Here is a 23286-nt window from a genome sequence, read left to right as displayed (position 1 = left end):
GGCCCGAGGGGTGCATCGAGCGCGCGGACTGTACGGAGGGGAAGGGGATGGGCTGGCCGCTGAGGATGTTCCAAGAGGAGGGCTACTACTTCGTGACGTCCAGGTGCTTCCAGGGACGGCTGCTGCTGCGTCCCAGCGCGGAGGTGAACGAGGTGGTGGGAGGAGTGCTGGCAAAAGCCGTCCAGCACAGCGCCGGCAACGTCCGGCTGCATGCCTTCACCTTCGCTTCCAACCATTTCCACCTGCTGGTGTGGGCCCGAGGCGCGGCGCTCGCCGCCTTCATGCAATACCTGCGAGCCAACCTCTCCAAGAAGGTGGGACGGTTGGTGGACTGGAGTGGAGGCTTCTGGGAGCGACGCTACTCAGCGGAGCCGGTGTTGGACGACACGGCGCTGGTGGGGAGGTTGCGCTACGTGCTGGCCCATGGAGTGAAGGAGGGCCTGGTGGAGAGGAGTGCCGAGTGGCCGGGACTCACGTGTCTGGCGCAGTTGCTGGGGCCGGCGAGGCGAGTGTTCCAGTGGTTCAACTGGACGAAGCGCTGGAGCAAGAGGGGGGGCGAGGAGGGGGCAGCGGGGGAGGGGCGATTCGCCGAGGAAATCGCCGAGCCGGTGGAGTTGGAGGTGGCGCCGCTGCCGTGCTGGGAAGGGTTGGGGGAGGAGGAGAGGCAGAGAGCGGTGCGGGGACTGGTGGAGGAGGTGGAAGCCGAGGCTCGCGCACAGGATACGCCCGTCTTGGGGGCGCCAGCTGTGCAGGCACAGCACCCGCATACCCGGCCCGAGCGCCTCAAGCGGAGCCCGCGGCCGTTGGGGCATGCCTCGACGCGTCAGGCTTTGAAGGAGTTGCGTGAGCAGTACCGGGCCTTCGTCGCGGCGTTCCGAGAGGCGGCGGCTCGGTGGATGCGAGGAGATTTGTCGGCCAGCTTTCCGCTCTTCTCCTTTCCACCACGTGTCGTGCCACGTGGTGTTGCTCGAGTTCTTTGACACCCTCTCCGGGTTCTTTGACACCCTCTCCCCCTCTCCGGGACACCCTCTCCGGCGGGTTCTCGCTAGGCGTTGGGGTCGAAGGAGATTCCCGCGGGCTTCGCGTCGCTGAGTGCCTTGTTGAAGTTCTGGTCGTTGATCTTGATCGTCGCGGAGCCGAAGTCCGTGTTCATCAGGCGGTCCCGGAAGTCGTTCGGGTAGCCGTTCCAGCCCACGAGGCGCGGGTAGAACCAGCCGCCGGTCACGTTCTCGACCGCGTCGTCATCGGCGTTCGCGAGGCGGAAGTAATGGGTGAAGCCACCTTCCTTGTGGTACACGACTTTCGGGTGCGTGCCGTCGAAGCGCACGTGCGACCGGTCGTCCACCTGCCAGTGGCCGTGGACCGAACGGGAGACGTACTGCACCTGGTTGTTCTGCACCCAGACGACCACGTGCTCCCAGTCGTGACGGTGACCGTTCGAGCCGCCGGCGATCTCGCCGACGCCGTTCGAGGATTGGTCCTTCTCGAAGTAGCTCGCGTACATGATGGCGCACCAGCCGTTGTTGCACTTCGCGCGGGAGTAGGTATTCGCGTTCTGGAGCTGCGGGGCGTCCCGGCAGTGACCGTTGACCGCACCTCCGAGGCCGAGCCCGCTGTTCAGCCGGCCGTCCGAACCGATGGCGGCCGTGGCGTAGCAGCCGTCCTTGTCGTAGTCGTAGGCCGGTGAGTAGGTCTGCTCGAGCCCGTCCGCGTTCTGCGGGAGCAGGGTGAGCACCTCGGCTCGCGCCGTGGGGGGAGCGCCGACGAGGCAGAGGGCTCCGGCGAAACCCACCACGGCGGTGGAGAGCGCTCGGCGGGAGCGCTGCGAACGAGCTCGGAGCGGGAGCGCTGGAGCGGGGTGAATCGCTCCGGTTCGGGTCTGGGGGTCGAGGACAGGGGTCATGGGATTCCCTCACGACGGCAATGGCTCTCCGGACTCCTCCGCCGTCATGTACCGCGCGTACCAGTCGGGCCAGTCCTCGTCGGCCTTGCCGCTGCGCTTCTCGTGCTCGCCGTGGGCAGCCGCCGCGCGCCGGAGCGCGCTCGCCAGGTCCTTCGCGGAGCTGAACGACATCTGGGAGCGGTCCACCCGCCCGGGGAACCGGGTCGTGACCTCCTGCAAGAGCCAGGTGTTGCCGTCCGGGTCGTTGAACGACGCGTACGAGCCGTAGCTCTGGTGGTTGGGCGCGGGCCCACGGACCTTGTCGCCGAAGGGGGCCGGTCCTTGGGAGAAGTGGAACACCTCGCTCACCTGGACGCCGCTCCCCACCAGTTCCCTGCGCGCGGCCTCGATGTCGGACACGACCAGGAGCAGGTTCTGGGCCGAGCCGGGCGCGGCCGACGTGAGGTTGGTGCCGAACTGGAACGAGCACGGGGAGCCCGGAGGGGTGAACTGGAGCACGCGGGCATTGCCCTTGCTGAAGTCCGCGTCGAGCCGCCACCCGAGCCCCAGATAGAACTTCTTCGCGCGGTCGAGGTCCGAGACCGGAAGGACGACCGCCTCGAGCTTCAGGTTGACCCTCCCGGCGCTCGGGGCGTGGGTCTCGGTGTGACTCATGACGGTGGTGACACTCATGACTGCCTCCTGGGGGGACTGCGGGGGGAAGGGGTGATGGAGGCGCACGCCCTCCACCTGGACCCCGGCAGGGACGACGTCCGGAGGAACGAGCGAAGCGAACGCCTCTGCCTCTCTCCTCGCGTGGGCCCACCGGGGAGGCGGGTCCTCTCTGCCGAGAAGGGCTCGGCCCCTCGCATGGATTCAGAGTCCATGAGAGCGCTCCTCCTGGGATGCGCCGCCGCTCGATGCGGGGGGGGGCACACCCAGGTCAAACGTGAGACCTGCGCGAGGAAACGGCTAGTGCGCAACGCTCGAAGTCATGCGCGGTGCACGTCGTTCGCACTCCGGTGGGCACTCCGTGAGTTGGCGCTTGCGGCGCCGGTGGCGAGCGCGGGATGGGTCGGCTCGCCGACTGGCTGCCGCGCGAGCCGGACGCCGCTCGGCCTCGCCGCTTGCAGGGAGGTGCGCGGCACGGCCTTCCCACCTGGCCAGAGTCATTGCTGCCCACCAGCGCAGCAAGCGCGAGCTTCGCCGGCACGTCGGCCGTCAGCGAACATCCTCCTCACCCCGCCGTTCCATGGTGTGGCCATCAGGACTCGATGAAAGTGCGTCCCGCCGAGCGGCGTTCAGGCCGTAGGTGAGCGCCACCGACATCCGAAATAGAAAAGAGGAGGTCTCGTGAAGCGGATCGGACTCTTGCTGGCTGTCCTTGCAACGGTGGTCGGTGTCGTCGTCCCCGCGGCCATCGCAGCCGGAGAGGCCACTGAAGAGGCCACCCCGGTCTTCGTCAAGAAGCTCCCCCCTGGATACCGCGACTGGAGGCTCATCACCGTGGCCCAGGAGAGAGGCGAGCTCAACGACATCCGCGCGGTTCTGGGCAACGATAAAGCAATCAAGGCCTACCGGGAAGGGACGATCCCGTTCCCCGATGGCACCATCATCGCGCGGCTTGCTTACGACTACGTCCCGTCGGAGGAGAACAACAAGGTCTTCGGCCGTCCCCAATCTTTCGTGGCCGGGCCCCCGAAGAACGGGGTTCAGTTCATGGTGAAGGACTCGAAGAAATACGCCGCGACTGGCGGCTGGGGATACGCTCAGTTCGACGACGGCAAACCCGCCGACGATGCGATGCTCAAGACCTGCTTTCCCTGCCACGAGGCGGTCAAGAGTCGCGACTATGTCTTCAGCCGTTACTCGCCTTGATGATGGACTCTCTCCACTCGAGGAGTCAGCGGCCTTCCTCTGCCCCTCGGCTCCAGAGGAAATCGCCGAGCCGGTGGAGTTGGAGGTGGCGCCCCTGCCGTGCTGGGAAGGACTGGGTGAGGAGAGGCAGAGCGCGGTGCGGGAACTGGTGGAGGGGGTGGAAGTCGAGGCTCGTGCACGGAACACGCCTGTGTTGGGGGCCTGGGTCGTGCGGGCACAGCACCCGCATATCCGGCCCGAGCACCTCGAGCGCAGCCCGCGGCCGTTGGGGCATGCCTCGGCGCGCCGGGCCTTGAAGCAGTTTGCATTTCTCGGCCGGCTTTCCGCGCTTCTCATTTCCGCCGCGTGTCGTGCCGGGTCGCTTCACTCGAATCCTCTGACACCCTGACAGGGCTGGGGCGAATCCCCGGCCTCCGGTTTCGCATCGGGTCGCCCGGTCGCCTGGGATGGTGTAGGACGGTGGCGTTAATTCTCGAGGCCACACTCCATGATCACCCAGATTCTCTTTCCCTCCCATCTCGCGAAGAACCTAGGTCTTCGCGGAGGAAAGCTCGAGCGGCTCGGTAGGGTTGTCATCCTGGCCGGCCCCAACGGCTCGGGTAAATCCAGATACCTTCGGTTCGTTCAGGAGATCTTCTTGCTCAGAGACCGGACCATCGGTGAGTACGAGGCGATCTTTCACGCGACCCAACATGAGCTGACCAAGCTTCAAGTCTCGGCGAACCCGGAGGACCACTCCGAGCGGATTGCCCACTATGAGAGACAGTGCTCGGAAGCCGAGGGCAAGAGCGAAGCGCTCCGCCACACTCGGTTCTCCTCGGTGAATGGCAAGAGCAAGGCCACCCTGGTTCCACTCTTGTATCCAAAGGAGGGTAGAGGGATCCGCAGTGCGCGAGACATGAGCCCTGCGAACCTCAAGACCTCCGCACAAGCCACGAGCCTTGTGGGCTTCGATTCCGCCTTCAGCGGGATGGACGCCTACTGCACGCAGATCGCACAAGCGCTGTACCACTCCGAGCATCCTCGGATGGTGAACCATGAGGGCTTCGCCAGGCAGTTGCAGGATGCCAGGGTTTTCAACGATATCCTGCGTGCGCTCCTGGATGGAGAGATTGGCTTCACCCTGGAAGACACGGAGGTCCTCCCTACCTTCCGGAGTCGGCAGTTCGTGACGGATGAGCTTTCGACGGGGGAGAGGATCCTGCTCACGTGGGCGATCAGCCTTCACCGGCAACGAAAAGACCTCTCCAACGCGATCGTCCTGATCGACGAGCCGGAGAGCCATCTCCACCACGATGCGTGCATCCGGGCACTCACGAAACTACGGGACGAGGTGTTGGGTCCCGAGGGGCAGATCTGGTTGGCGACCCACTCCGTTCCGCTGCTGGCCTGGGGTGGAATGGACTCGGTGCACTTCGTCAAAGACGGTGCCATTGAGTTCGCGGGAAACAAGGTCACCTCGGTCGTCGAATCGTTGCTGGGCGGGAAGGAGGGCCGTGAGCGCCTCGCGACCTTCCTGTCCGACGCGGACGAGATCGCTTTCATGGAGTTCGCCGCGCAATGCGTGTTGCCCGCCGGTATCGCGGACCCGAAGACGGGCGACAAGCAGCAAGCGCAATTCATCGAGATGCTCAACCAGCGGCTCGCCACCCACCAGTCGATCCGGATCCTGGATTACTCGGCGGGCAAGGGCCGCTTCGGAAGCGCGCTCCGGGAGCGCCTCGCCGCAGAGGACGGGAGCGCGCTCCAGCAGCGGCTCGAGTACTTCGCGTATAACCACCCCCGATTCACCGAGCCCGAGGTGAGGGAGGCCTGCAAGGCGAGAATCGTGGCGCTCACACAGCCAGGGGCTGCTGGGGAGTACTACTGGGAGAGCATGGCGCAATTGAGCGCCAGGTACAGGCAGGGCATCAACCTGGTCATCCTTTGCAACGTCCTCCATGAGATCGAGCCGGAGAGTTGGCTGACGGTTTTCCGCGACATGGATGCGGTGCTGGCACAGGACGGTGCCCTCATCATCATGGAGGACCTCCTTCCGCCCGTGGGGGAACTGCCCAACAAGAGAGGATACCTGCTGCTGGACGAGTTTTGTCTCGGGTTGCTCTTCGACGATCCAAAGGGCGTCAAGGTCCTGCAGAAGCGGGAGGGGCGGCTGCTGGCCGTGGAGATCCCGAAATCGCTGGTGTCCCGTGTGACCGACAAGACCCGTGAGGCCGCGCTGCGCCATTTACGGAATCATGCGATGGAGCAGGTCGTGAACCTGCGGAGCCAGGCCGAGGCCACTCCTTCCCATCGTCTGGGTCGCGAGCACGCGCACTTCTCGATGCTCTATACGAACGCGAGCCTGGCGCTGGAGTCACTGCGATAGCTCTTGGAGAGCGAGGCGCTGGGCAGAGACGGTGTCAAAGGACTCGAAACGAGGGAGAGTTCTTTGACACCCTCTCCGGGGTGAATCAGGGCCGGGTGGAGGGGGTGGAGCCCGTCCTGGGGGCGCGACTCAGCTCCCCTGCTGGGCGGCTTGAGGCAGGAGCAGATCCTCCAGGAAGAAGGCGGAGAGCTCCGCCCGCCCGGCGACTCCGGCCTTGCGGTACACCGTCAGCGCTTGCTGGCGCACGGTGCGCTCGCTGGTGCCCCGGGTTTCGGCGATGTCCTTCAGCGCCAGCCCCTTGAGCAAGAGCAGTCCCACCTCCCGCTCGGCCGCCGAGAGCCCCCACTGGGCGAACTGACGATCGATCGCCACGCCCAACCCCTGGAGGAGCGATTGGGCCTCGCTCCGCCAATGGGCCGCATCCGCCCGCAGGCGTCCCACATCCGCGCGTGCGTCGAGGAGCCGCCGCTGGAGTTGCCTCGTCCGTCTCCGGGACAGGAGCACCTGCCTCCACAGCCAGGCGAGCCCCGACAAGGCGAGCAGAAACACCCCGGTTTCGGCGCCCAGGTGCAGGCCACTCGCACCGGAAAGCTGGTCGCCTACCACATCCACCCCGATGAGCACCGCGATGGCGGCGAAGAGCACCCCGGGGACCACGCGTTCCCACCGGGAGGGAACCTCTGCGTCATCCGACGCAAAGGATGGCTCCAAGGCTTTGGAATCCCTGGGGTTTCCCGGTGCTGCGTCTTTTGCTGGATGGAGGGACATGGCGCCCGCGGCTATTCCAGGCGGCGAAGCGAAGAAGAAAAAAGGAGATCCGCCATGTCGAACCTACCCCTCCATCCCGCCCTGGTCCATCTGCCGCTGGGGCTGGCTTTCATCCTCCCCCTGCTGGCGTTGGGGCTCACCCTCGCCGCGCTGCGCGGCAAGTGGTCCCCCGGTGGCTGGGCCGTGGTGGTGGCCTTGTTGCTCGCGGTCGTGGGCGGCGGGCTGGCCTCCCTCCAGACGGGTGAGCGGGAGGAGGAGCGCGTGGAGCGCCTCGTCCCCGAGTCCGCCATCGAGCGGCACGAGGAGCTCGCGGAGGCCTTCGTCTGGACCTCGGGAGCCGTGCTGGCGCTCGCGCTCGGGGCGCTCGTCTTGAAGAAGGAGGGCCTTCGCCGGGGGCTCGCCGTGGGCGTGACGGCCGGCTCGCTGGCCATGGGGGTGCTGGCGGTGCTGACCGGCGAGGCGGGGGGGGAGCTGGTGTACAGGCACGGTGCCGCCTCGGCCTATGTCTCCGCGCGGCCCGGCGCGGGCCCTTCCTCTGGCGCCCCCGTTGGAAGCGTCGACGACGACTGACCGGAGGCGTGAGGACGCGAGTCGTCTCCGCCAGCTCCGGAACGGTGTCAAAGGACTCGTTCCGACCCGGAGAAACCACCGCCCCTGGGCTAGATAAACCGGTATACCGGATTAAAAGCCCTGCTGGCGCGATTTGAATCCGTTATAAAGGATGATGTGAAGCTCCATCTCCAAGCGTTGATCGACGGGTCGTGGCAGCGGGCAGCGCTGCTCGAGTTCCCTACGGTCCGGGAGGGTCGACGCGGAGGATGCATCTTCGAGTACGAGCACGAGTACCTGATCCGGTGGATCGCCGACCCGCCGCCGCTTGCGGCAATAAGTCTCAATCTCCCGGTCGAGTTCAGCCCCAGGGTCTGGCGCCGTTGGCCGGCGTTTCTCGATGACCTGCAACCGATGGGGAGTGCCCGTCGCTGGTGGCTGCGGCGGCTGGGCCTCGCGGATGAGGCGGCGAGTGACTTCGAAATCCTGCGGAGTGGCACGATTGCGCCGGTCGGCAATCTTCGAATCGAGGAGTCGGTTCCCGCGAAGAAGGAACCTCCCAAGCGTTTCCCTCGCCAGGCCGTCATCGACCGCGAGTACGCCTTCATCGAGTACGCCGCCCATGCCGGCGCGCAGGTAGGAGGCGCGACAGGTGCCGGCGGCGATTCGCCGAAGCTCCTGCTCCGCTGCGACGCCGCGGAGCAGGTGTGGATCGACGTCTGGCAGGATGAGCCCGCCTGTCCAGATCGGCATTACCTCGTCAAGTTCGCGCGCAGCCGTGGCGAACGCGACCGGAACATCCTTCGGTCGGAATTCGTGTATTACAAAGCGCTCGCAGCGCTCGGAATCGAAACCATTGCGCAAGACGGGCTCGCGCTTCACGAAGGTCCCTCGGGCCCGAGCCTCTGGCTTCCCCGCTTTGACGTCGCGCGCCGGGACGGCCGCGAAATCCGGTACGGACTCGAGTCCCTCTACTCGCTGCTCAAGGCGGAGCCAGGCTCTTTCCAGAAGCACCAAGCGGCATTGAGTGCACTGAAAGACGTCGTTCCCGCGACGGTCTGGCCGGCGGTGCGCCTCGAGTACCTGAAGCGCGACCTGCTGAATCTGGTGTTCGGCAACTCGGACAACCACTGCAGGAACATCGCCGTGCTCAAGACGGACAGTGCCGTCCGCCTCGCGCCCATCTTCGACTTCGCGCCGATGAGGATGGACCTCGAAGGAATCACCCGCACCACGACGTGGGAGGGGTACGAAGCCGGAGGAGATGTGGACTGGGGTGGGCTCCTTCGAAGCTTCGGCCCGGAGGAGACGTCGTTGCGCGAGGGACTCCACGACCTTGCTTCGCGTCTTCGCAATCTCCGCGAGCTCCTCGCGGACCTCGGGCTGCCGGAGGAAACGCTGAATTTCGCGGGGCTCGACTTCCGCGGCACCGAGAAGCGCCTGCGCACGTGGGGTCTCCTATGAAGCGCGCCGATGTCGCCCGGTTGACTGCGCTCGAACGCAAGGCGCTGCTGGAAGAGCTCGCCGCCATGGTCGCCACCGGAGAGTTCAGCCTCGGAGACGCCTCGCGCATCCTCCGCGGCACGATGCTGGGGATGGACCGGAAGACCTTCGCACAAGCCGTGAGGCTCGCCACCAGCGTCGTCGCGACGCTCGAGGACGATCCGAACGCGAACCCGACGCTCGAAACGCTCAACAAGGTCTTCGCGCCGTTCGGCGGAAAGGTCGCGTTGTCGTTTCCCCGCCTCGAAGAGCCACCGCCGCCCGACGATGCAGGGATGCAGCGGCGAGAGATGCTCCGTGCCGCGCTCGCGAAGAGCAGGCGGCAGCGGCGGCGCTCGACAAAGTCGTAAGACCCGTCACGGCGCCGCTCATCGCGGCGGTGACCCGCAGGCTTGGCATGATGCATCGCCTGGCGAGCTTCTCGCCGCCTTCGCGTACCGACGCTCCCAGTGGTTGGACCGCCCCCCTGGGAGGCGGCGGGCAACCTCTACTGGAAGCGGCGGGAACCCAACCCGCCGCTCCGCCATCCAGGGGGGAACGCGGCTAGGCGGCCTCGCGCACGGCGGCCGGGGCTCCGAACGGTGACAGGAGCAGCGGCAGGGCCTTGAGTCCCCGCAGCCCGATGGAGCCGCGCCAGCGCAGCTGCTCCGCGGGCACGGCGAGCTTCATGTCCGGGAAGCGCCGCACCAGGTGCTGGAGGGCAATGGTTCCCTCCAGCCGCGCCAGGGGCGCCCCCAGGCAGTAGTGCACGCCCATGCCAAAGGCCACGTGGCGGTTGGGCTTGCGGGTGATGTCGAGCGTGTCCGCGTTCTCGAACACCGACTCATCTCGGTTCGCCGAGGCCAGCAGGCACATCACCGTGGCGCCCTTCGGAATCACGTGCCCCTCCAGCTGGATGTCCTCCCGGGCGTAGCGGGGCGAGGGCTGGTCCACGGGGTTGCCGTAGCGCAGCAGCTCCTCGACCGCGGAGCCGATCAGCTCGGGATTGTCGCGCAGCTTCTGGAGCTGCTCCGGGTGCTGCAGCAGCGCCAGCGTCCCATTGCCAATCAGGTTGACCGTGGTCTCGTGCCCCGCCAGCAGCAGCAGGAAGATCATGGAGATGAGCTCGTCCTCGCTGAGACGCTCTCCCTGCTCCTCCGCCTGCACGAGCGCCGTGAGCAGGTCATCCCGGGGCTCCGTCTGGCGCAGGCGGATGAGCTTGCGGAAGAAGCGCATCATGTTGAAGGCGTTGGGCGTCTGGAGCAGGAACCCCGCGGGGGTGGTGAGGTTGTCCAGCAGGCCGCCCATCTGCCGGTGGAACGTCAGCCGGTCCTCGTCGGGCACGCCCATCATCTCCGAGATGACCGTCAGGGGCAGGGGGAGCGCGAAGTCGGCGAGCAGGTCCACGGCCGGCTTCTTCTGGGCCGTGTCGAGCAGCTCGCCCACGATCTTCTCCACCGTCTGCTTCATCTCCTCGACCCGCCGGGGGGTGAAGCCCTTGTGCACCAGGTCCCGCAGGCGGCGGTGATCCGGCGCGTCTTTGGAGAGCATGTTGTTCTGGAGGATCCGGAACAGCTTGGGCACCCACCAGCGGTCCATGGGATCCTTCTTGCCCTCCAGGACGTTGCGGCGGTCGTTGGCGAGCCGGGGGTCCGTGAAGGAGCTCACGATGTCGTTGTAGCGCGTGAGGTAGTAGGTCTTCCCGAAGATGGGGTGCTTGTAGAGAACGACCGGTGACTCCTTCCGCAAGCGGGCGTAGGTGGGGTACGGGTTGGCCCGGATCTCCCGGGTCTCGAGGTTGATTTCAGGAGTCATCGGTGTGTTCTCCGGGGTGTGGACGCTTCAGTTCTTGCTCAGCCAGAGCGAGCGGGGCCCGCGCAGGAAGAACGACTGGCCGTAGTCGATGCGCTCGGGCTGGCGGGAGGCGAAGCCCAGCCGCGGGGCGCGCTCCATCAGCTCCTCGAGCGCCACGGGGGCCTCCAGGCGCGTGAGCGGGGCGCCCAGGCAGAAGTGGATGCCGTGGCCGAACGACATCAGGCCGTGGGTGTCGCGCTGGGGGTCGAAACGCTCGGGGTTGGCGAACTTGCGCGGGTCATGGTTGGCGGACCCCACCAGCACCACCACCGTGGACTCCGCGGGCAGCTTTCCGCCGCTCAGCTCCACCTCCTGCGTGGTGCGGCGCATCAGCCCCAGCACGGGCGAGTCGTAGCGCAGCGTCTCCTCGGCCACCCGGGCGCAGGCCTCGCGCGTGGGGTTGCGCCGCAGCCACTCGTACTGCTCCGGGTTGCGGATGAGCGAGAGGAGCGAGTTGCCCAGCAGGTTCGTGGTCGTCTCGTTGCCGGCGATGAGCAGGATGATGGCGAAGGAGTTCACCTCCTGGGGGCTCAGGGCCTCCACGCCGTCACTGCTCTGCACGAGCAGGGAGATGAGGTCTCCCCTGGGCTCGAGGCGGCGCTTCTCGGCGATCTCCGCCATGTAGTCGCTCATCTCCCTGGCGTTGCGGACGGCCTCCTCCGGGGGCTTGCCGTCGCGCAGCGTCTGGGCGCCCGAGTGGATGAGCGAGTCGCTCCAGCGCTTGAAGTCACGGCGCCGGGACACCTCGATGCCGAGCATCTCCGAGATGACGGTGACGGGCAGGGGCGAGGCCAGCCCGTCCATGAAGTCGAACTCGTCACGGGCGGTCATCTCCGCGACGAAGCTCCGGGACAGCTCGAGCACGCGGGGCTCCATCTCGGAGATGCGCTTGGGCAGGAAGGCCCGGCTGACCAGGCCGCGCAGCCGCGTGTGGATGGGCGGATCCGAGTTGACCAGGTTGGACACCGAGCCATCCAGGGGGGAGCGCTCCGAGGCCAGCCGGCCGTTGACGCGGATGTCCACGGAGGAGAACAGGGCGGGGTTCTTCAGGATGTACGCCACGTCCTCGTAGCGGCTGACGGCGTGGGCCTGGAGGCTCTCGAGCCAGAAGAGGGGCGCCTTCTCGCGCAGCTCGGTGAAGTACGGGTAGGGGTTGTTGATGACCTCGGGGTTGAGGACGTCGAACTTCTCCAGCAGGCTCATGGACTGCTCCTTTGGGGGGAACGGCAGAGGCGAAGAAGGGGGGGCGGCTCAGCGCGGGGCGGCGCCTTCCAGGAAGCACCGCAGCAGGGGCGCGAGCAGCTCGTCTGAGGGCGCGGGCTGCTTCGCGAGGAGCTGGCGCACGACGAGGCCGTGCATCATGTCCAGCAACAGCGCGGGGTAGTGGGGGGCATCCTCGGGCCGGAGGGCGCCTTCCCGGATGCCTTGTTGGCCGAGGTGCTCGAGGCGCAGGGCGGCTTCGCGCCACATGGCCAGGTGGCGCTCCAGCTCCTCCTCCCGGGAGGCATCGCGCCGCACCGAGTCCTCCAGCAGCAGGGAGAACAGCCGGAAGTGCGTCTGGGAGTACTCGAGGATGCAGCGCAGGAAGCCGTGCAGCCGCGCGCGGTAGGGCAGCGGGAGGGTGCGCTCCAGCTCCGCGTCGAGCAGGGCCAGCAGCTCGCGCCCGCGCTGCTCCCGCAGGGCCGTGAGGAGCTGCTGCCGGTCCTCGAAGTAGTTGTAGAGCGTCCCCACGGAGACGCCCACGCGCGCGGCGATGTCGTCCATGCGCGCGGCCTGTCCCTGCTCGGCCAGCACCTGCTCGGCGGCGTCGAGGATGGCGGCCCGCGCCTCCTCCTTCATCCGCATCCGCATGGACTGGGGCTTGCTCCGGGGGCTGGTTGAGCGCGCGTTCATGAAGTTGAACCAACATACGAAATCCGGAAAGGACCGTCCAACGGGACCAGGCGGAAGGGCGGTCAGGGGCCCCGCCGGACGTCCGGGAGACGACAGAGCGTCCCTCTGTCGCGAGGAGGTGTTGGCTACTGGAGGTCCGGCCGGGCCCGGAGGGCGGCGGGGTCGGGCCGGGGGCGATAATCCCCGGTATGGCCACGTCGAATGCCTCCGCTCTGGGCGCCTCGGGCAGCGCCGCCTCCTCCTCTGGAACCCCGCCGCTCCCCGAGGGCCCGCTGTCCGAGGGCGCCCGGGGCCCGGACGTGTCGCGGCTCCAGTCCGTGCTGCTCCAGCTCGGGTACCTGAGCGGCAAGGCGGACGGGGACTTCGGGCCGAAGACGAAGCTGGCCCTCACACGCTTCCAGAAGGACTGGCGGCTCACCCAGGACGGCGAGTACGGGCCCCGGACGCGCGCCGCGCTCCTCAAGGCGCTGGTGCCCGTGAAGAAGCCCCCCGTGGTGTCCAAGCCCTCGCGGAACCAGGAGTCCCGCCGGGGCGTGCCCATCGACGCCATCGTCCTGCACCACACCTCCACCAACAGCGCCCGGGTGGACCTCGCCACACTGCGCTGGGTGCGCGGCTCCAACCGGGTGAGCGCGCACTACCTCGTGGGCCCCGATGGCACCGTCTACCAGCTCGTGCCGGACAGCATGGTGGCGTGGCACGCGGGCCGCTCGTCGCTGCATGGCCAGACGGAGCCCAGCGTCAACGCGCGCTCCATCGGCATCGAAATCACCAACGACGGCACCGGCCAGACGCCCTTCACCGAGGCGCAGTACCAGGCGCTGGAGCAACTGGTGCCGTACCTGGCCCGGCGCTACATGGTGCCCCGGGAGAACATCCTCGGGCACCGGGACGTGGCCCCGGGCCGCAAGACGGACCCGGCCGACAACTTCGACTGGGCCCGCGTCCGCCGCGCCATCGACGCGGCCGTGTGACGCGAGGCGTCAGGGGCCCGGAACGCAACTCCCGCCCTCCTGATCGCGATAATCCCTCAACGGATTTTCCCGAGCCCTTCCGCCGGAGCCCCCATGAGCATCATCGAGCGCGGCCGTAACCTCTTCAACACCGTGCGCACTGGCGCGCAGAACGCCGTCGAGAAGACGCAGCAGGTGGCCAACACGGTCACCGACAAGGTGGCCGACACCACCCAGCGCGTGGGCCAGTTCGTGGACGGCTTCGAGGACAAGGCCTCCAACAAGCTCCGGTCGCTGAACAACCAGCTGCTGGGCGGCTCGAAGCCGGACCGCGTGTACGACGGGCACCTGGTGGGCGCGGGCGGCCAGACGTTCCCCCCGGGCACGCCGCTGAAGGACATCCCCGGCGTCACCCCGCGCAACAACCCCAACCCCACCGAGACGTTCATCTACGTCAACGGCATCTCCAACACGAAGGACCAGCAGTTCAACAGCATGCAGGCGATCGCCGACAAGACCGGGGCCAAGGTCGTCGGCATCCACAACGCCACCGAGGGCATGGTGGCGGACCTCGCCCAGTGCGTGAAGGACAAGCTGGACAAGGGCACCAACCCGGCCGTGGACTCCATGGCGGACACCGTCTACTCGGAGCTGAAGGCCGGGCGCGGGGTGCACCTGTTCGCCCACAGCCAGGGCGCCCTGGTGACGAGCCGCGCCCTCAATGACGTGGCCAACCGGCTGCGCATCGAAGATGGGATGTCCAAGGCGGACGTGGAGAAGCTGCTGAGCAAGGTGCAGGTGGAGACCTTCGGTGGCGCCGCGGCGAACTTCCCGGACGGCCCCCAGTACGTGCACTACGTCAACAACAAGGACATCGTCCCCACGTGGTTCGGCCAGGGCAACGGCTCGGGCGTGGACGAGTGGGCGCGCAACGGCGGCAAGGGCGCCGTCATCCACCGCTTCGAGCACGGCTCGGGCATCTCGGGCACGCACGGCCTGGGCGATGCGTACCTGCCGCAGCGCGTGGACTTCGACAAGGCCCGCGCCGGCCAGTTCAACTGACGGAGCCTCGCGCCATGTTGCAGTGGATTCTGTCCGCGGTGGGAATGGCCCCGCCTCCGCCTGTGAGCGGGGGCGTGATGACGCGCGAGTCGGCGCGGGAGCTGTTGCGCTGGTACGCGCGCTCGCAGGGGGCGGTGCTGAGCCCGGGCCTCAACGAGCAGGGCTTCGGCGGCATCACCGTGGGCCCGGCGCAGGTGTACTTCGAGTACCACGAGGACACGAAGACGCTGGAGTGCAGCGCGCTCGTGTACCGCTTCAAGGAGCCGCCGAAGCCGGGCGTGCTGGAGGGCTTCCAGGCCGAGGCGCGGGAGGGCACGGACACCGGCGGTGGCACCGTGGACTACGAGCGGGAGAACCGGGGCCTCTTCCTGAGCCGCGACTACACGCAGGTGCCGGACGGGAATGCCTTCGCCAAGGACATGAAGCGGCTGGCGAAGGCGAGCGTCGTCTGGGGTGACGAGGTGTTGGACCGCGTGGCCTCGCGCGTCTTCCACCCCGAGGAGCTGGAGAAGCGCTGAGTCACGCCGCGGTGCGGCTGTCCCCCACCGGCCTGGGAGCTCGTTGGAGCCCGTAACGCACGGGAAGAGCGGGCATATCGGCGCTCCGTGCGGTTAGGCTGCCGGCCCCTATGAACACCTTCTCTCTCGTCGTTCTCGTGGTGGTGGCGCTCGCGGATGGGAGCCAGGCTCCGGCGCCTCGGGCGCAGGCGCCGGCGGCGGCCCCGGCGGCCAAGGCTCCCGCTTCCCTGCCGGAGGCGCGCTGGCAGGGGCTGCCCGGGTGGCTGGGCTTCGCCACGGTGAAGCCCGAGGTGGAGAAGACCCGGGCGTACTGGACGCCCAGGCACCCGAAGGCCCAGGTGGTGCTCTTCACCGACGTGTGGAAGTCCGTCCCCGCGGGGACGAAGGTGCGGCTCGTCTCCTCCGAGGGGGCGAGCGAGGGCACCTACCTGGGCACCTCGGACGAGCTCTACGGGTGTGACGGGAACGTGGCCACCCTGGCCGGCTTCTCCTCCTCGAAGCCGCTGCCCGAGGGCCCCGTCTGGGTGCTCCCGCCCGGCGGCACCGAGGGACTCGCCGCGCTGCCGGTGAAGGAGGTTCCGGCGAACACGCTGGGCGCCCCGCTGCCCAAGGGCAAGAAGGCGGCGAGCAAGGATGTGCGGGCCTACGAGGCCGGGGGGCTCGGCTTCCTGCTGACGAAGACGGGCAAGCTGCGCGGACAGCTCACCGTGCTGCTGGGGGGCAAGAAGGTGGGCACGGACTCCATGTCCAAGGGGGAGATGGAGGGCAGTGAGCAGACGCCGCTGAACCTCTACGGCAAGGACGCGGTGGGCGTGCCGCGCCCCGAGGCGGCCTTCCAGCTGGGCAAGGAGGGGCCGGTGGTGGTGGTGCTCGGCACCCGCCGCTACGAGGGGCACGTCTTCACGGTGGCCGTGCGGCGCGGCGACAAGGCCGAGCTCCTCCACCAGGACACCGAGGCCCTGTACTTCTGCGCCTTCTGATAGGGAGGGGCCATGGCGCGCTCGCTGCCCAGGCCCTCCCGCAATACCGCCCTCGTGGCCCTGCTCGTGCTGGGGCTGCTGGGCGCGCAGGCGCTCCTGGCTTCGCCGGCGGGAGAGCTCTCGAATCACTACACGGACCACCTGCGGCACATGGCCGAGTCGCAGGCGCTCGTGGAGCGGGGCTTCGCCATCTACCGGCAGCCGTATGGCGAGGCCGCGCACGGCCTGTTCCCCTGCCCCGCGCACGAAGGCCTGTTTCCCGACCGCACCGCGCCGTATCCGCCACTCGGGATGCTCCTGCACTGGCCGCTGGGCTGGCTGGAGCGCAGGGGGGACCTCGCGCCCACGACGGCGCACCGGCTGATGACGCTCCAGTGGCTCGCGGTGGCGGTGGCCGCCGGGGTGCTGGGGCTCGTGCTGCTGCGGCCGCATGGGCGGTGGGCCCTCGCCGGGGGCGCGCTGCTCCTGCTGCCCGGGCTCGTGGGCTCGGGGGCCAACGGCTTCTACGACGTGGCGTACGTGCTCGTGGGCACGGCGGCGCTCCTGGCGCTGCGCGAGGGGCGGGCCGCCACCGCGGTGGTGCTGCTGGGCCTGTGCGCGGCCGTGCACTTCCGCGCGCTGGTGTTCGCTCCGGTGGGACTCTGGGCGCTGCTCGCGGCGTGGCGCGCCGGGCGGGGCAGGGCGCTCGCGTCGGGGGCGGTGGCGGTGGGGCTCGTGCTCACCGCGGCGGCCAGCGCGGCGGCCCTCTCCGGCACGCTGGAGACCATTCCCGCCGACAACCCCGTGCACGTCTCGCACCTGCTGCGCGGCAAGTCCTCGCCGCCGGCCTTCCTCCTCCTGGCGCTCGGGGTGTCCGGGTACCTGCTGCGTCACCGGTACGTGTGGTCCGCGCTCTGCGGGGTGGCGGGAGCGCTGGTGGCCCTCATGGACCGCTCGCACGGCTACTGGCACGTGCTGCCGCTGGTGGTGCCCGCCCTGGTGCTCGCGGCCGAGCGGCCCGCGCCGGCCGCACCGGCTCCGCGCCTCTGGTGGGCGGCCTGGGGCTGGGCGCTGGTGGGCGCGCTGGTGGCCTTCCGCTATCCCCTCACGCCCTACTGGCAGTGGCTGGTGGATGTGATGCGGGGCCGCGTGGTGTGACTCCGGGTCGTGATTATGGCCCGAGCTTCCGTGCGGCCTCGAGCCCCGGGAAGTCGGGCGCCGCGCGCTTCAGCGCCTCCTCGAAGGGCTGCGACTCGAGGTAGACGCGGATGAGCTCACCGGTGCGGGAGAAGAACTTCACCACCTCGGCGGTGAAGTGCATGAACTTGCTGCGCGTGAGGATGCTCACGCTCTTGAGGGCCGGGCGGTACGTGCTGAACCACGCGGTCCACGCCTCCTGCACGGGCAGGTTGGCGCCGGTGAGCTCATCCATCTCGATGAACAGCTCGATGGGGGCGTAGCGGCTGATGTCCTCGCGCAGCTCGTCCATGGGGGCGGTGCCGAACTCGCCCTTGTCGTTGCCCACGATGCGCATGAACACCACGCCCGGGCGCGGCCGGTGATAGGTGAAGCTGCACCGCTCGCTCGACAGCCGGACCGAGCCGTCCTCCAACGTCTCCCGTTTGAACGACATGGGGTCCTCCTGGCTGCACAACCCAGCAAACTCCGGGCCATTCCAGGGGGCCACGGAATCCGAGGACTTGGGAGCAGGGGGGCTGGACGCACCGGTCGAAACGAATGACCCTTCTTCCAAAATGAAAGGGTCCCCTTGGGGGCATGTCGAGCGCGGCTGTGGAGGGCGAGCCGTCCCGGTGCGCTCTTCCGGACTGTTCATTGCAAGGCATGGGACCGTTGGGAGCAAGCGATGGGCTCTGAGTCCGTGGGGGGTTGGAGCCGGACACCGACTAACCTCTTTCGCGCTTTCCTCCTTCGAGGAGCGTGCGCCCGTGACCCTGAAAATCGGTGGCGAGCAACTCAGGCGGATGTTGAACGGGATGCTCCCTCAGGCGCTCCTTCGGGTGGTCCGGAGCGACTATCGGTCCCTGGTCGACGGCCTTCCCGACGACATCCTGATGGAGATGATCTCAGGCGGAATCAGCCGGGCTCGGGGGTTCGGGTTGGCTCGGCCGGAGGACATCGCGGGCTTCGTCCTGGTCATGTTCGAGGTGGGGCCGGAGTTCTACCGCCACCCGGCCATCCGCTCCGTATTGGAGGACGTCCGGATTCCACCCGAACGCAGATGGGACGAGGTGTTCGCACGCACCTCGCAGAAGGTCTGGGACGAAGTTGCCGGCAGCCTGCACCGTCAGACCTGGTTTCCCGAACTTCAACCCCCCGACTGAGGTGCCATGGGAAGCTCAGCCCGGAGTCCCGAGGTCCAGGAGCAGCTCCGTACCTTGGAGGCTGACGCCGCCAGGTTGGGAAAAGAGCTGGAGGAGGTGTTGAAGGATGTGGCGATCGATGCGATCGGTATCGTCGATCCGACCCCGATCAGCGACGCCATTGGTCTCGCACGGAGTGCGGCGCAAGGCGATTGGATTGGCGCGGGGCTCTCGCTGATCTCCATGCTGCCCTACGCGGGTGACGCGATCGGCAAATCCGTGAAGGGGACCCGGGCCGCCAGGCGCATCCTGCACCTGAGGAAGCGAATCGCGGACAACGCGCTCCGGGCCCGGCAGGTCCTCACCCAGGCACTCAAGAAGGACGCGGCGGCCATCCGCGCCAAACGGGCCGCGGAGAAGGGAAAGCAGATCCAGGACGCCGTCATCGAGGGCTGCCCGGTGGGGGGCAACCGGTTTGCAACCCAGAGCCCCAAGGAAGGCTGGGTCCATGGCGAGCGGGGCCACGGGGATTGGGATCCGAGCAAGTCGGGTCTCCATCAGGACAAGGTCGCCAGGATCGAATCGGTGACCGGTGGGAAGCCCATCAAGTTCGAGGAGGGCTATCCCCATCTCTCGGAGTACACCTACAAGGCCAGGTCACCTGATGGAAGGACCGTCGATGCCCGGGTCGAGATCGAGCTGAGCCCGAACGGTGACCGCGCGGCTGATTTCCAACGGGCAAGGAAGGCCATGAAGGAGAAGTTGGGAGTGGGTGACTTCCACGAAGATGACCTGCCGGGCAAATGGACGTGGCACCATGACAAGGACGGCACCACCATGGAGCTCGTTCCCTCCGATCTGCACGGCAATGTCCCTCATTCCGGCGGTGTTTCGCTGGCGAAGGACCCGACCTACTGATGTGCGACAGGACGACTCCGTCCGGGAAGGCGCGCGGAAATGAAGATCAAGCTGGTGAGACCCGAAGGCCCACTGCCGGGAGAGAAGCTCGCCGCCGTGGAACGCCAGCTCGGCGTCACGTTCCCGGCGGACTACCGCAGCTTCATGCTGGAATACAACGGAGGGCGGCCCGTGCCGGCCGGGTTCGACATCTCGTGGCGGAGTGACCAGGAGTGCGGACAGGATTGGAGGACTTCCGAAATCTCCCGGCTGCTCTCCATCTACGAAGGCGAGAAGGCCAACTTCCTGGACTACAACACGGTGGTGTTCAAGGGACGTATTCCCGCGGACACCCTCGCCATCGCCTATGATCCGGGTGGCAACCTCATCCTGCTGGCCCACTCGGGCCCGATGACGGGCAAGGTGTTGTTCTGGGTCAAGGACTGGGAGGTGGAGGAGGGCGAGATACCCGGTGATGCGAACGTGGGAGTGATCGCTGACAGCTTCCAGGAACTCCTCCTCTACAAGCTCCGCTGACATGTTTCCCGCCCCACTCGCCGGCTTGTCCGAGACCTGGCTGGAGAACTGGCCGGAGGGACTGGCGGGGTTGTCCTTCGAGCAACAGGGACTGCGGCTCTCGTGGGCGGAAGTCCATGCCCTGGGGAGGCTGAATGGCATCCATGGTCATTGCTTCCAAAGGAGCAGCCCGGAGGCCCTCGAGGGGTTGACGGCGCGCTTGGACGATGCGCTCCAGCGGTTTCCCCAAGGCGCCTTCGTCCGTTTGGGCTCGCGCAGCCCGAAGGACACGCTGGCCAGCATGCTGATGCGCAACCGGGCCTTCAACGGCGCACAAGCCGTGCACCTGCTGACCAACGGTTCCGAGCGAATCGCCTTCGAGCTCCGACGGTGCCTCAGGGCAGCCTATACCCCGTGGATCTTCCTCAGGCGGTGGTGCGACATCCCTCCCGAGTCGGAGTTCCGCTGTTTCATCCGGGAGGGGCAGCGGGTGGGCGTGTCGCAGTATCACCATGACAGCCATTTCGAAGGGTTGGACGCCAAGGAGACGCTGGAGTGCTTGAGAGAGAGGATCCTCACGTTCTTCCCGCTCCTCACCGCGCGGAGCCACGTGACGACAGCCGTTTTCGATCTGGTCATCCCACGCGGTGGCGACGGGCCGGTCACGTTGCTCGAACTCAACCCGTATGGCGCTCCGACGGACCCCTGCCTCTTTTCCTGGAGCGCGCAGGATATGGACGACACCCTGCGGGTGCGCACCGCGACCGGTGAGATCGCTCGTATCCGTTTGAGCCACTGAGTGGTTCGTCTGGCATGGGGCACGGCCATTCTTCCAAAATGAAAGGGGCACCCATGCGAGCCAGGGACCTGAGCATCGAGACGTTGCTAGAGGTGGACCCGCGGGAGGGTGTGCGCTTCGCGGGCGAGCGGGCGCTCATCCTCGACGCGGTGGCGATGGGGATGATGCGCAAGCAGCTGGTGGAGATGCTGGGCCTCACGGGCGCGAGGGCGGTGCTGACACGCTTCGGCTTCGCCCACGGCTGGCGCATGGCGGAGGCGCTGCGCACCGGCTTCCCGTTGAGCGGCGAGGCCGAGTGGCAGGCGGCCGGGGCGCTCATCCACACGCTGCAGGGGCTGATCCGCGTCCGGCCGGAGGAGAACAATCCGATGGGGCCCGGTGGGGCCACGGTCGAGTACTCGTATGAAGCGGAGCAGCACCTGCTGCACCTGGGGCGGGCGGAGGCGCCCTCGTGCTGGACGCAGTGTGGCTTCGCCAGCGGCTACATGAGCCGGGTGACGGGCCGGCCCATCTACGTGCTGGAGGACCGGTGCGTGGCGAGGGGGGATGCGGCCTGCCACTTCGCCGGCCGGACGCTGGAGGAGTGGGGGAGCCAGCTGGAGGAGCACCTGCCGTACTTCCAGGGGGAGGCGCTGGACGCCTCGCTGCACCAGGTGGCGAGCGCTCTCAAGCGCACGGAGCGCAAGCTGCGCGCGCGGACGAGGGCGCTGGAGCAGGTGGTGGGCGAGCCGGAGGGGCCGGGAGGGCTGGTGGCGCGCAGCCCGGGGATGAGGCGGGTGGTGGACCTGGCCCGGCGGGCGGCGAGGAGCGAGGCGACGGTGCTCGTCATTGGCGAGAGCGGCACGGGCAAGGAGCGCGTGGCGAGGCTGGTGCACGAGGAGTCGGCGCGAGCGGGAGGGCCGCTGGTGGCCATCAGCTGCGCGGCGCTCACCGAGTCGCTGTTGGAGGCGGAGCTGTTCGGCCATGCGCGAGGGGCCTTCACGGGGGCGACGCACGAGCGGGTGGGGCTGCTGGAGGCGGCGGCGGGCGGGACGCTCTTCCTGGATGAGATTGGGGAGATGCCGCTCGGCATGCAGGCGAAGCTGCTGCGGGCGCTGCAGGAGCGGGAGGTGCGGCGGGTGGGGGAGAACACGCACCGGCCCATCGACGTGCGGGTGGTGGCGGCGACGAACCGGCCACTGGCCGAGGAGGTAGCGGCGGGGCGCTTCCGAAAGGACCTGTACTACCGGTTGCGCGTGGTGGAGCTGACGGTGCCGCCACTGCGGGAGCGGCGCGAGGACATCCTCCCGCTGGCGCGGGTGTTCCTGGTGGACGCGGCGAGACAGCTGGGGCGCTCGGCGCCGGGGCTGGAGGCGGAGGTGGCGGACCAGCTGCAGCGCTACGACTGGCCGGGGAACGTGCGCGAGCTGCGCAACGCGATGGAGCGGGTGGTGGCGCTCTCGAGGGGGGCGCGGGTGGAGCTGGAGGACCTGCCCGAGGACGTGCGGGCGGCGCTGCCGGTGCCGGCGCTGACGGGAGGGGTGCGCACGCTGGAGGCGGTGGAGCGCGAGTACATCCTCGCGGTGCTCGCACACAACGGGGGCAACCGGACGCGCACCGCACAGGAGCTGGACATCGGCGCGACCACGCTGTACCGCAAGCTCAAGAGCTACGAGCGGGAGACACGCCGACGGAAACGGTGAGGCTCAGGGACAGAAGCGGCGGATCCACCGGCGCATGTCCTCCATCCCCTCCTTGTCATCGTGGAAGAACCAGCCGGTGACCTCCTGCTCGTACATGAACGGCTCGAGCAGACGGGCGAGGGCGGGGAACTGGGGTGGAATGGGCTCCTGCTCGGTGTCGATGGCGTCGGGCCATTCGTTGAGGGTGAGGAGTGCACGCTCATCATCCAGCGAATGGAAGGACACTTCCGGGAAGGGAAGCCGCTGCCGCAGGCTCTCGAGCCCGCCGAGCTGGCCGAGCAGCGGCTGGCCGAGGAAGGTGAGCCAATAGACGCCGCGGGCACGGGTTCCGAGGCGCCGGCTGGTCTCCTCGAGGTCGTAGACATCCAATCCCGGGTAGCGGTCTCGTAGTGCTCGAACCGCGCCGCGAGCTGCGTACCACCCATAGTCGGGCGCGACGAGAACGGGGCTGGCGTAGCCGAAGCTGAAGGGCAGCTCGTGAGCGAGCTCGAGGGCGAGGGCTCGAATGCGGGTAGGGCCATGCTCCATCAGGTACCCCGTGGGGAAGGTGAAGCTCACGGCGCTGGTGGAGTACTCGTCGCGGGCGAATATGGGCGCATCGAGCCGGCGGCCGTAATACTCGAAGTTGTAACTGCCCACCTGCTCGACGTGCTCCCGTAGATAGACGCTGCGAGAGACCGGACAGGGGCGTTCGAGCATGTCCTGACGGATGTCTTCCCATCCCTCCTCGTCGAGAGGCAGCAGTCCCCCCTCGCAAGCGACGTACCCGCTCAGAGCCCCAGGCGGGATGGCCCGCAGATACGTTTGCAGGGCCCTCCACGCAAGAGGAGCAACCTCCTGGTGGGAGCGGCGCATGAAGAAGCAGAGAATGAGGCCATCTTGAGCCACCAGGAACCCATTGTCCG

24 protein-coding genes are annotated in these 23286 nt (G+C 67.9%); 16 read left to right on the top strand and 8 right to left on the bottom strand.

Annotated elements, in window-relative coordinates; translation table 11 throughout:
* On the top strand, positions 1-980 hold a 980-nt coding region (locus tag AC16DP_RS13400; protein ID WP_483956717.1), incomplete at its 5' end, for a transposase.
* 65 nt (positions 981-1045) lie between these two features.
* Here the strand turns inward: AC16DP_RS13400 and AC16DP_RS13395 are convergent.
* Both AC16DP_RS13395 and AC16DP_RS13390 read right to left on the bottom strand, forming a co-directional pair.
* Positions 1046-1795, bottom strand: coding sequence for an NPP1 family protein (locus AC16DP_RS13395; RefSeq protein WP_483956716.1), 750 nt, complete (start codon positions 1793-1795; stop codon positions 1046-1048).
* A gap of 117 nt (positions 1796-1912) precedes the next feature.
* Positions 1913-2575, bottom strand: a complete 663-nt coding sequence (locus tag AC16DP_RS13390; protein WP_329728044.1) for a VOC family protein — start codon at positions 2573-2575, stop codon at positions 1913-1915.
* A gap of 660 nt (positions 2576-3235) precedes the next feature.
* On the opposite strand from AC16DP_RS13390, the gene AC16DP_RS13385 reads away from it, so the two are divergent.
* On the top strand, positions 3236-3760 hold the full coding sequence (locus tag AC16DP_RS13385) for a cytochrome P460 family protein (RefSeq protein ID WP_329728043.1): 525 nt from the start codon (positions 3236-3238) through the stop codon (positions 3758-3760).
* Positions 3761-4247: 487 nt separating this feature from the next.
* On the top strand, positions 4248-6128 hold the full coding sequence (locus AC16DP_RS13380; RefSeq protein ID WP_329728042.1) for an AAA family ATPase: 1881 nt from the start codon (positions 4248-4250) through the stop codon (positions 6126-6128).
* Positions 6129-6257: 129 nt separating this feature from the next.
* Here AC16DP_RS13380 and AC16DP_RS13375 read toward each other — a convergent pair whose 3' ends face one another.
* On the bottom strand, positions 6258-6785 hold the full coding sequence (locus tag AC16DP_RS13375) for a helix-turn-helix transcriptional regulator (RefSeq protein WP_329728041.1): 528 nt from the start codon (positions 6783-6785) through the stop codon (positions 6258-6260).
* Between the two features lie 165 nt (positions 6786-6950).
* Between AC16DP_RS13375 and AC16DP_RS13370 the strand changes: the two genes are divergently transcribed.
* The 3 genes from AC16DP_RS13370 to AC16DP_RS13360 all read left to right on the top strand — a co-directional run bounded on the left by AC16DP_RS13370 (position 6951) and on the right by AC16DP_RS13360 (position 9298).
* Positions 6951-7466 carry a DUF2231 domain-containing protein gene (locus AC16DP_RS13370; RefSeq protein WP_329728040.1) on the top strand — a complete coding sequence of 172 codons (516 nt, stop codon included), beginning with the start codon at positions 6951-6953 and terminating at the stop codon, positions 7464-7466.
* Positions 7467-7622: 156 nt separating this feature from the next.
* The gene (locus AC16DP_RS13365) at positions 7623-8909 is read left to right on the top strand and encodes a type II toxin-antitoxin system HipA family toxin (protein ID WP_329728039.1); all 1287 of its coding nucleotides are present in this window, start codon (positions 7623-7625) and stop codon (positions 8907-8909) included.
* The gene (locus AC16DP_RS13360) at positions 8906-9298 is read left to right on the top strand and encodes a hypothetical protein (RefSeq protein ID WP_329728038.1); all 393 of its coding nucleotides are present in this window, start codon (positions 8906-8908) and stop codon (positions 9296-9298) included. Before AC16DP_RS13365 ends, AC16DP_RS13360 begins: the two co-directional genes overlap by 4 nt.
* 193 nt (positions 9299-9491) lie before the next feature.
* On the opposite strand, the gene AC16DP_RS13355 is transcribed toward AC16DP_RS13360, so the two are convergent.
* From AC16DP_RS13355 to AC16DP_RS13345, 3 genes are read right to left on the bottom strand one after another with little or no spacing between them, the layout of a single operon-like run.
* Positions 9492-10742, bottom strand: a complete 1251-nt coding sequence (locus AC16DP_RS13355; protein ID WP_329728037.1) for a cytochrome P450 family protein — start codon at positions 10740-10742, stop codon at positions 9492-9494.
* 27 nt (positions 10743-10769) lie between these two features.
* Positions 10770-11984 (bottom strand): cytochrome P450, encoded by a 1215-nt coding sequence (locus tag AC16DP_RS13350; RefSeq protein WP_329728036.1) that lies wholly within the window; start codon positions 11982-11984, stop codon positions 10770-10772.
* Positions 11985-12032: 48 nt separating this feature from the next.
* Positions 12033-12674, bottom strand: coding sequence for a TetR/AcrR family transcriptional regulator (locus AC16DP_RS13345; RefSeq protein ID WP_329728035.1), 642 nt, complete (start codon positions 12672-12674; stop codon positions 12033-12035).
* 188 nt (positions 12675-12862) lie between these two features.
* Here AC16DP_RS13345 and AC16DP_RS13340 point away from each other — a divergent pair, with 188 nt between their 5' ends.
* The 5 genes from AC16DP_RS13340 to AC16DP_RS13320 all read left to right on the top strand — a co-directional run bounded on the left by AC16DP_RS13340 (position 12863) and on the right by AC16DP_RS13320 (position 17324).
* Positions 12863-13648, top strand: coding sequence for a peptidoglycan recognition protein family protein (locus AC16DP_RS13340; RefSeq protein ID WP_329728034.1), 786 nt, complete (start codon positions 12863-12865; stop codon positions 13646-13648).
* 93 nt (positions 13649-13741) lie between these two features.
* Complete coding sequence (locus AC16DP_RS13335; RefSeq protein WP_329728033.1) at positions 13742-14689, top strand: hypothetical protein; 948 nt, start codon at positions 13742-13744, stop codon at positions 14687-14689.
* Between the two features lie 77 nt (positions 14690-14766).
* Entirely contained in the window at positions 14767-15207 is a 441-nt protein-coding gene (locus AC16DP_RS13330) for a type III secretion system chaperone (protein WP_329728049.1), read from the top strand.
* Positions 15208-15317: 110 nt separating this feature from the next.
* On the top strand, positions 15318-16187 hold the full coding sequence (locus AC16DP_RS13325; protein ID WP_329728032.1) for a hypothetical protein: 870 nt from the start codon (positions 15318-15320) through the stop codon (positions 16185-16187).
* A 12-nt stretch (positions 16188-16199) separates the two neighbouring features.
* Complete coding sequence (locus AC16DP_RS13320; RefSeq protein ID WP_329728031.1) at positions 16200-17324, top strand: hypothetical protein; 1125 nt, start codon at positions 16200-16202, stop codon at positions 17322-17324.
* Between the two features lie 13 nt (positions 17325-17337).
* Here the strand turns inward: AC16DP_RS13320 and AC16DP_RS13315 are convergent, their stop codons facing one another.
* On the bottom strand, positions 17338-17799 hold the full coding sequence (locus AC16DP_RS13315; RefSeq protein ID WP_329728030.1) for a hypothetical protein: 462 nt from the start codon (positions 17797-17799) through the stop codon (positions 17338-17340).
* Between the two features lie 313 nt (positions 17800-18112).
* On the opposite strand from AC16DP_RS13315, the gene AC16DP_RS13310 reads away from it, so the two are divergent.
* From AC16DP_RS13310 to AC16DP_RS13290, 5 genes are read left to right on the top strand one after another with little or no spacing between them, the layout of a single operon-like run.
* Complete coding sequence (locus AC16DP_RS13310; RefSeq protein ID WP_329728029.1) at positions 18113-18508, top strand: hypothetical protein; 396 nt, start codon at positions 18113-18115, stop codon at positions 18506-18508.
* A 54-nt stretch (positions 18509-18562) separates the two neighbouring features.
* Positions 18563-19405 carry an HNH endonuclease gene (locus AC16DP_RS13305; protein ID WP_329728028.1) on the top strand — a complete coding sequence of 281 codons (843 nt, stop codon included), beginning with the start codon at positions 18563-18565 and terminating at the stop codon, positions 19403-19405.
* A gap of 39 nt (positions 19406-19444) precedes the next feature.
* A complete protein-coding gene (locus AC16DP_RS13300) occupies positions 19445-19921 on the top strand; it encodes an SMI1/KNR4 family protein (protein ID WP_329728027.1) in 477 nt (158 codons plus the stop codon).
* 25 nt (positions 19922-19946) lie between these two features.
* Positions 19947-20699 (top strand): cell division cycle protein 123 family protein, encoded by a 753-nt coding sequence (locus AC16DP_RS13295; protein WP_329728026.1) that lies wholly within the window; start codon positions 19947-19949, stop codon positions 20697-20699.
* 53 nt (positions 20700-20752) lie between these two features.
* Entirely contained in the window at positions 20753-22381 is a 1629-nt protein-coding gene (locus AC16DP_RS13290; RefSeq protein WP_329728025.1) for a sigma-54-dependent Fis family transcriptional regulator, read from the top strand.
* Between the two features lie 3 nt (positions 22382-22384).
* On the opposite strand, the gene AC16DP_RS13285 is transcribed toward AC16DP_RS13290, so the two are convergent.
* A complete protein-coding gene (locus AC16DP_RS13285) occupies positions 22385-23236 on the bottom strand; it encodes a DUF3396 domain-containing protein (RefSeq protein ID WP_329728048.1) in 852 nt (283 codons plus the stop codon).
* Positions 23237-23286: the final 50 nt, after the last annotated feature.

It is taken from the genome of Archangium sp., assembly GCF_057119385.1.
Note: the sequence above shows the minus strand (reverse complement) of the source record. Positions and strands in the feature narration are given on the sequence as shown.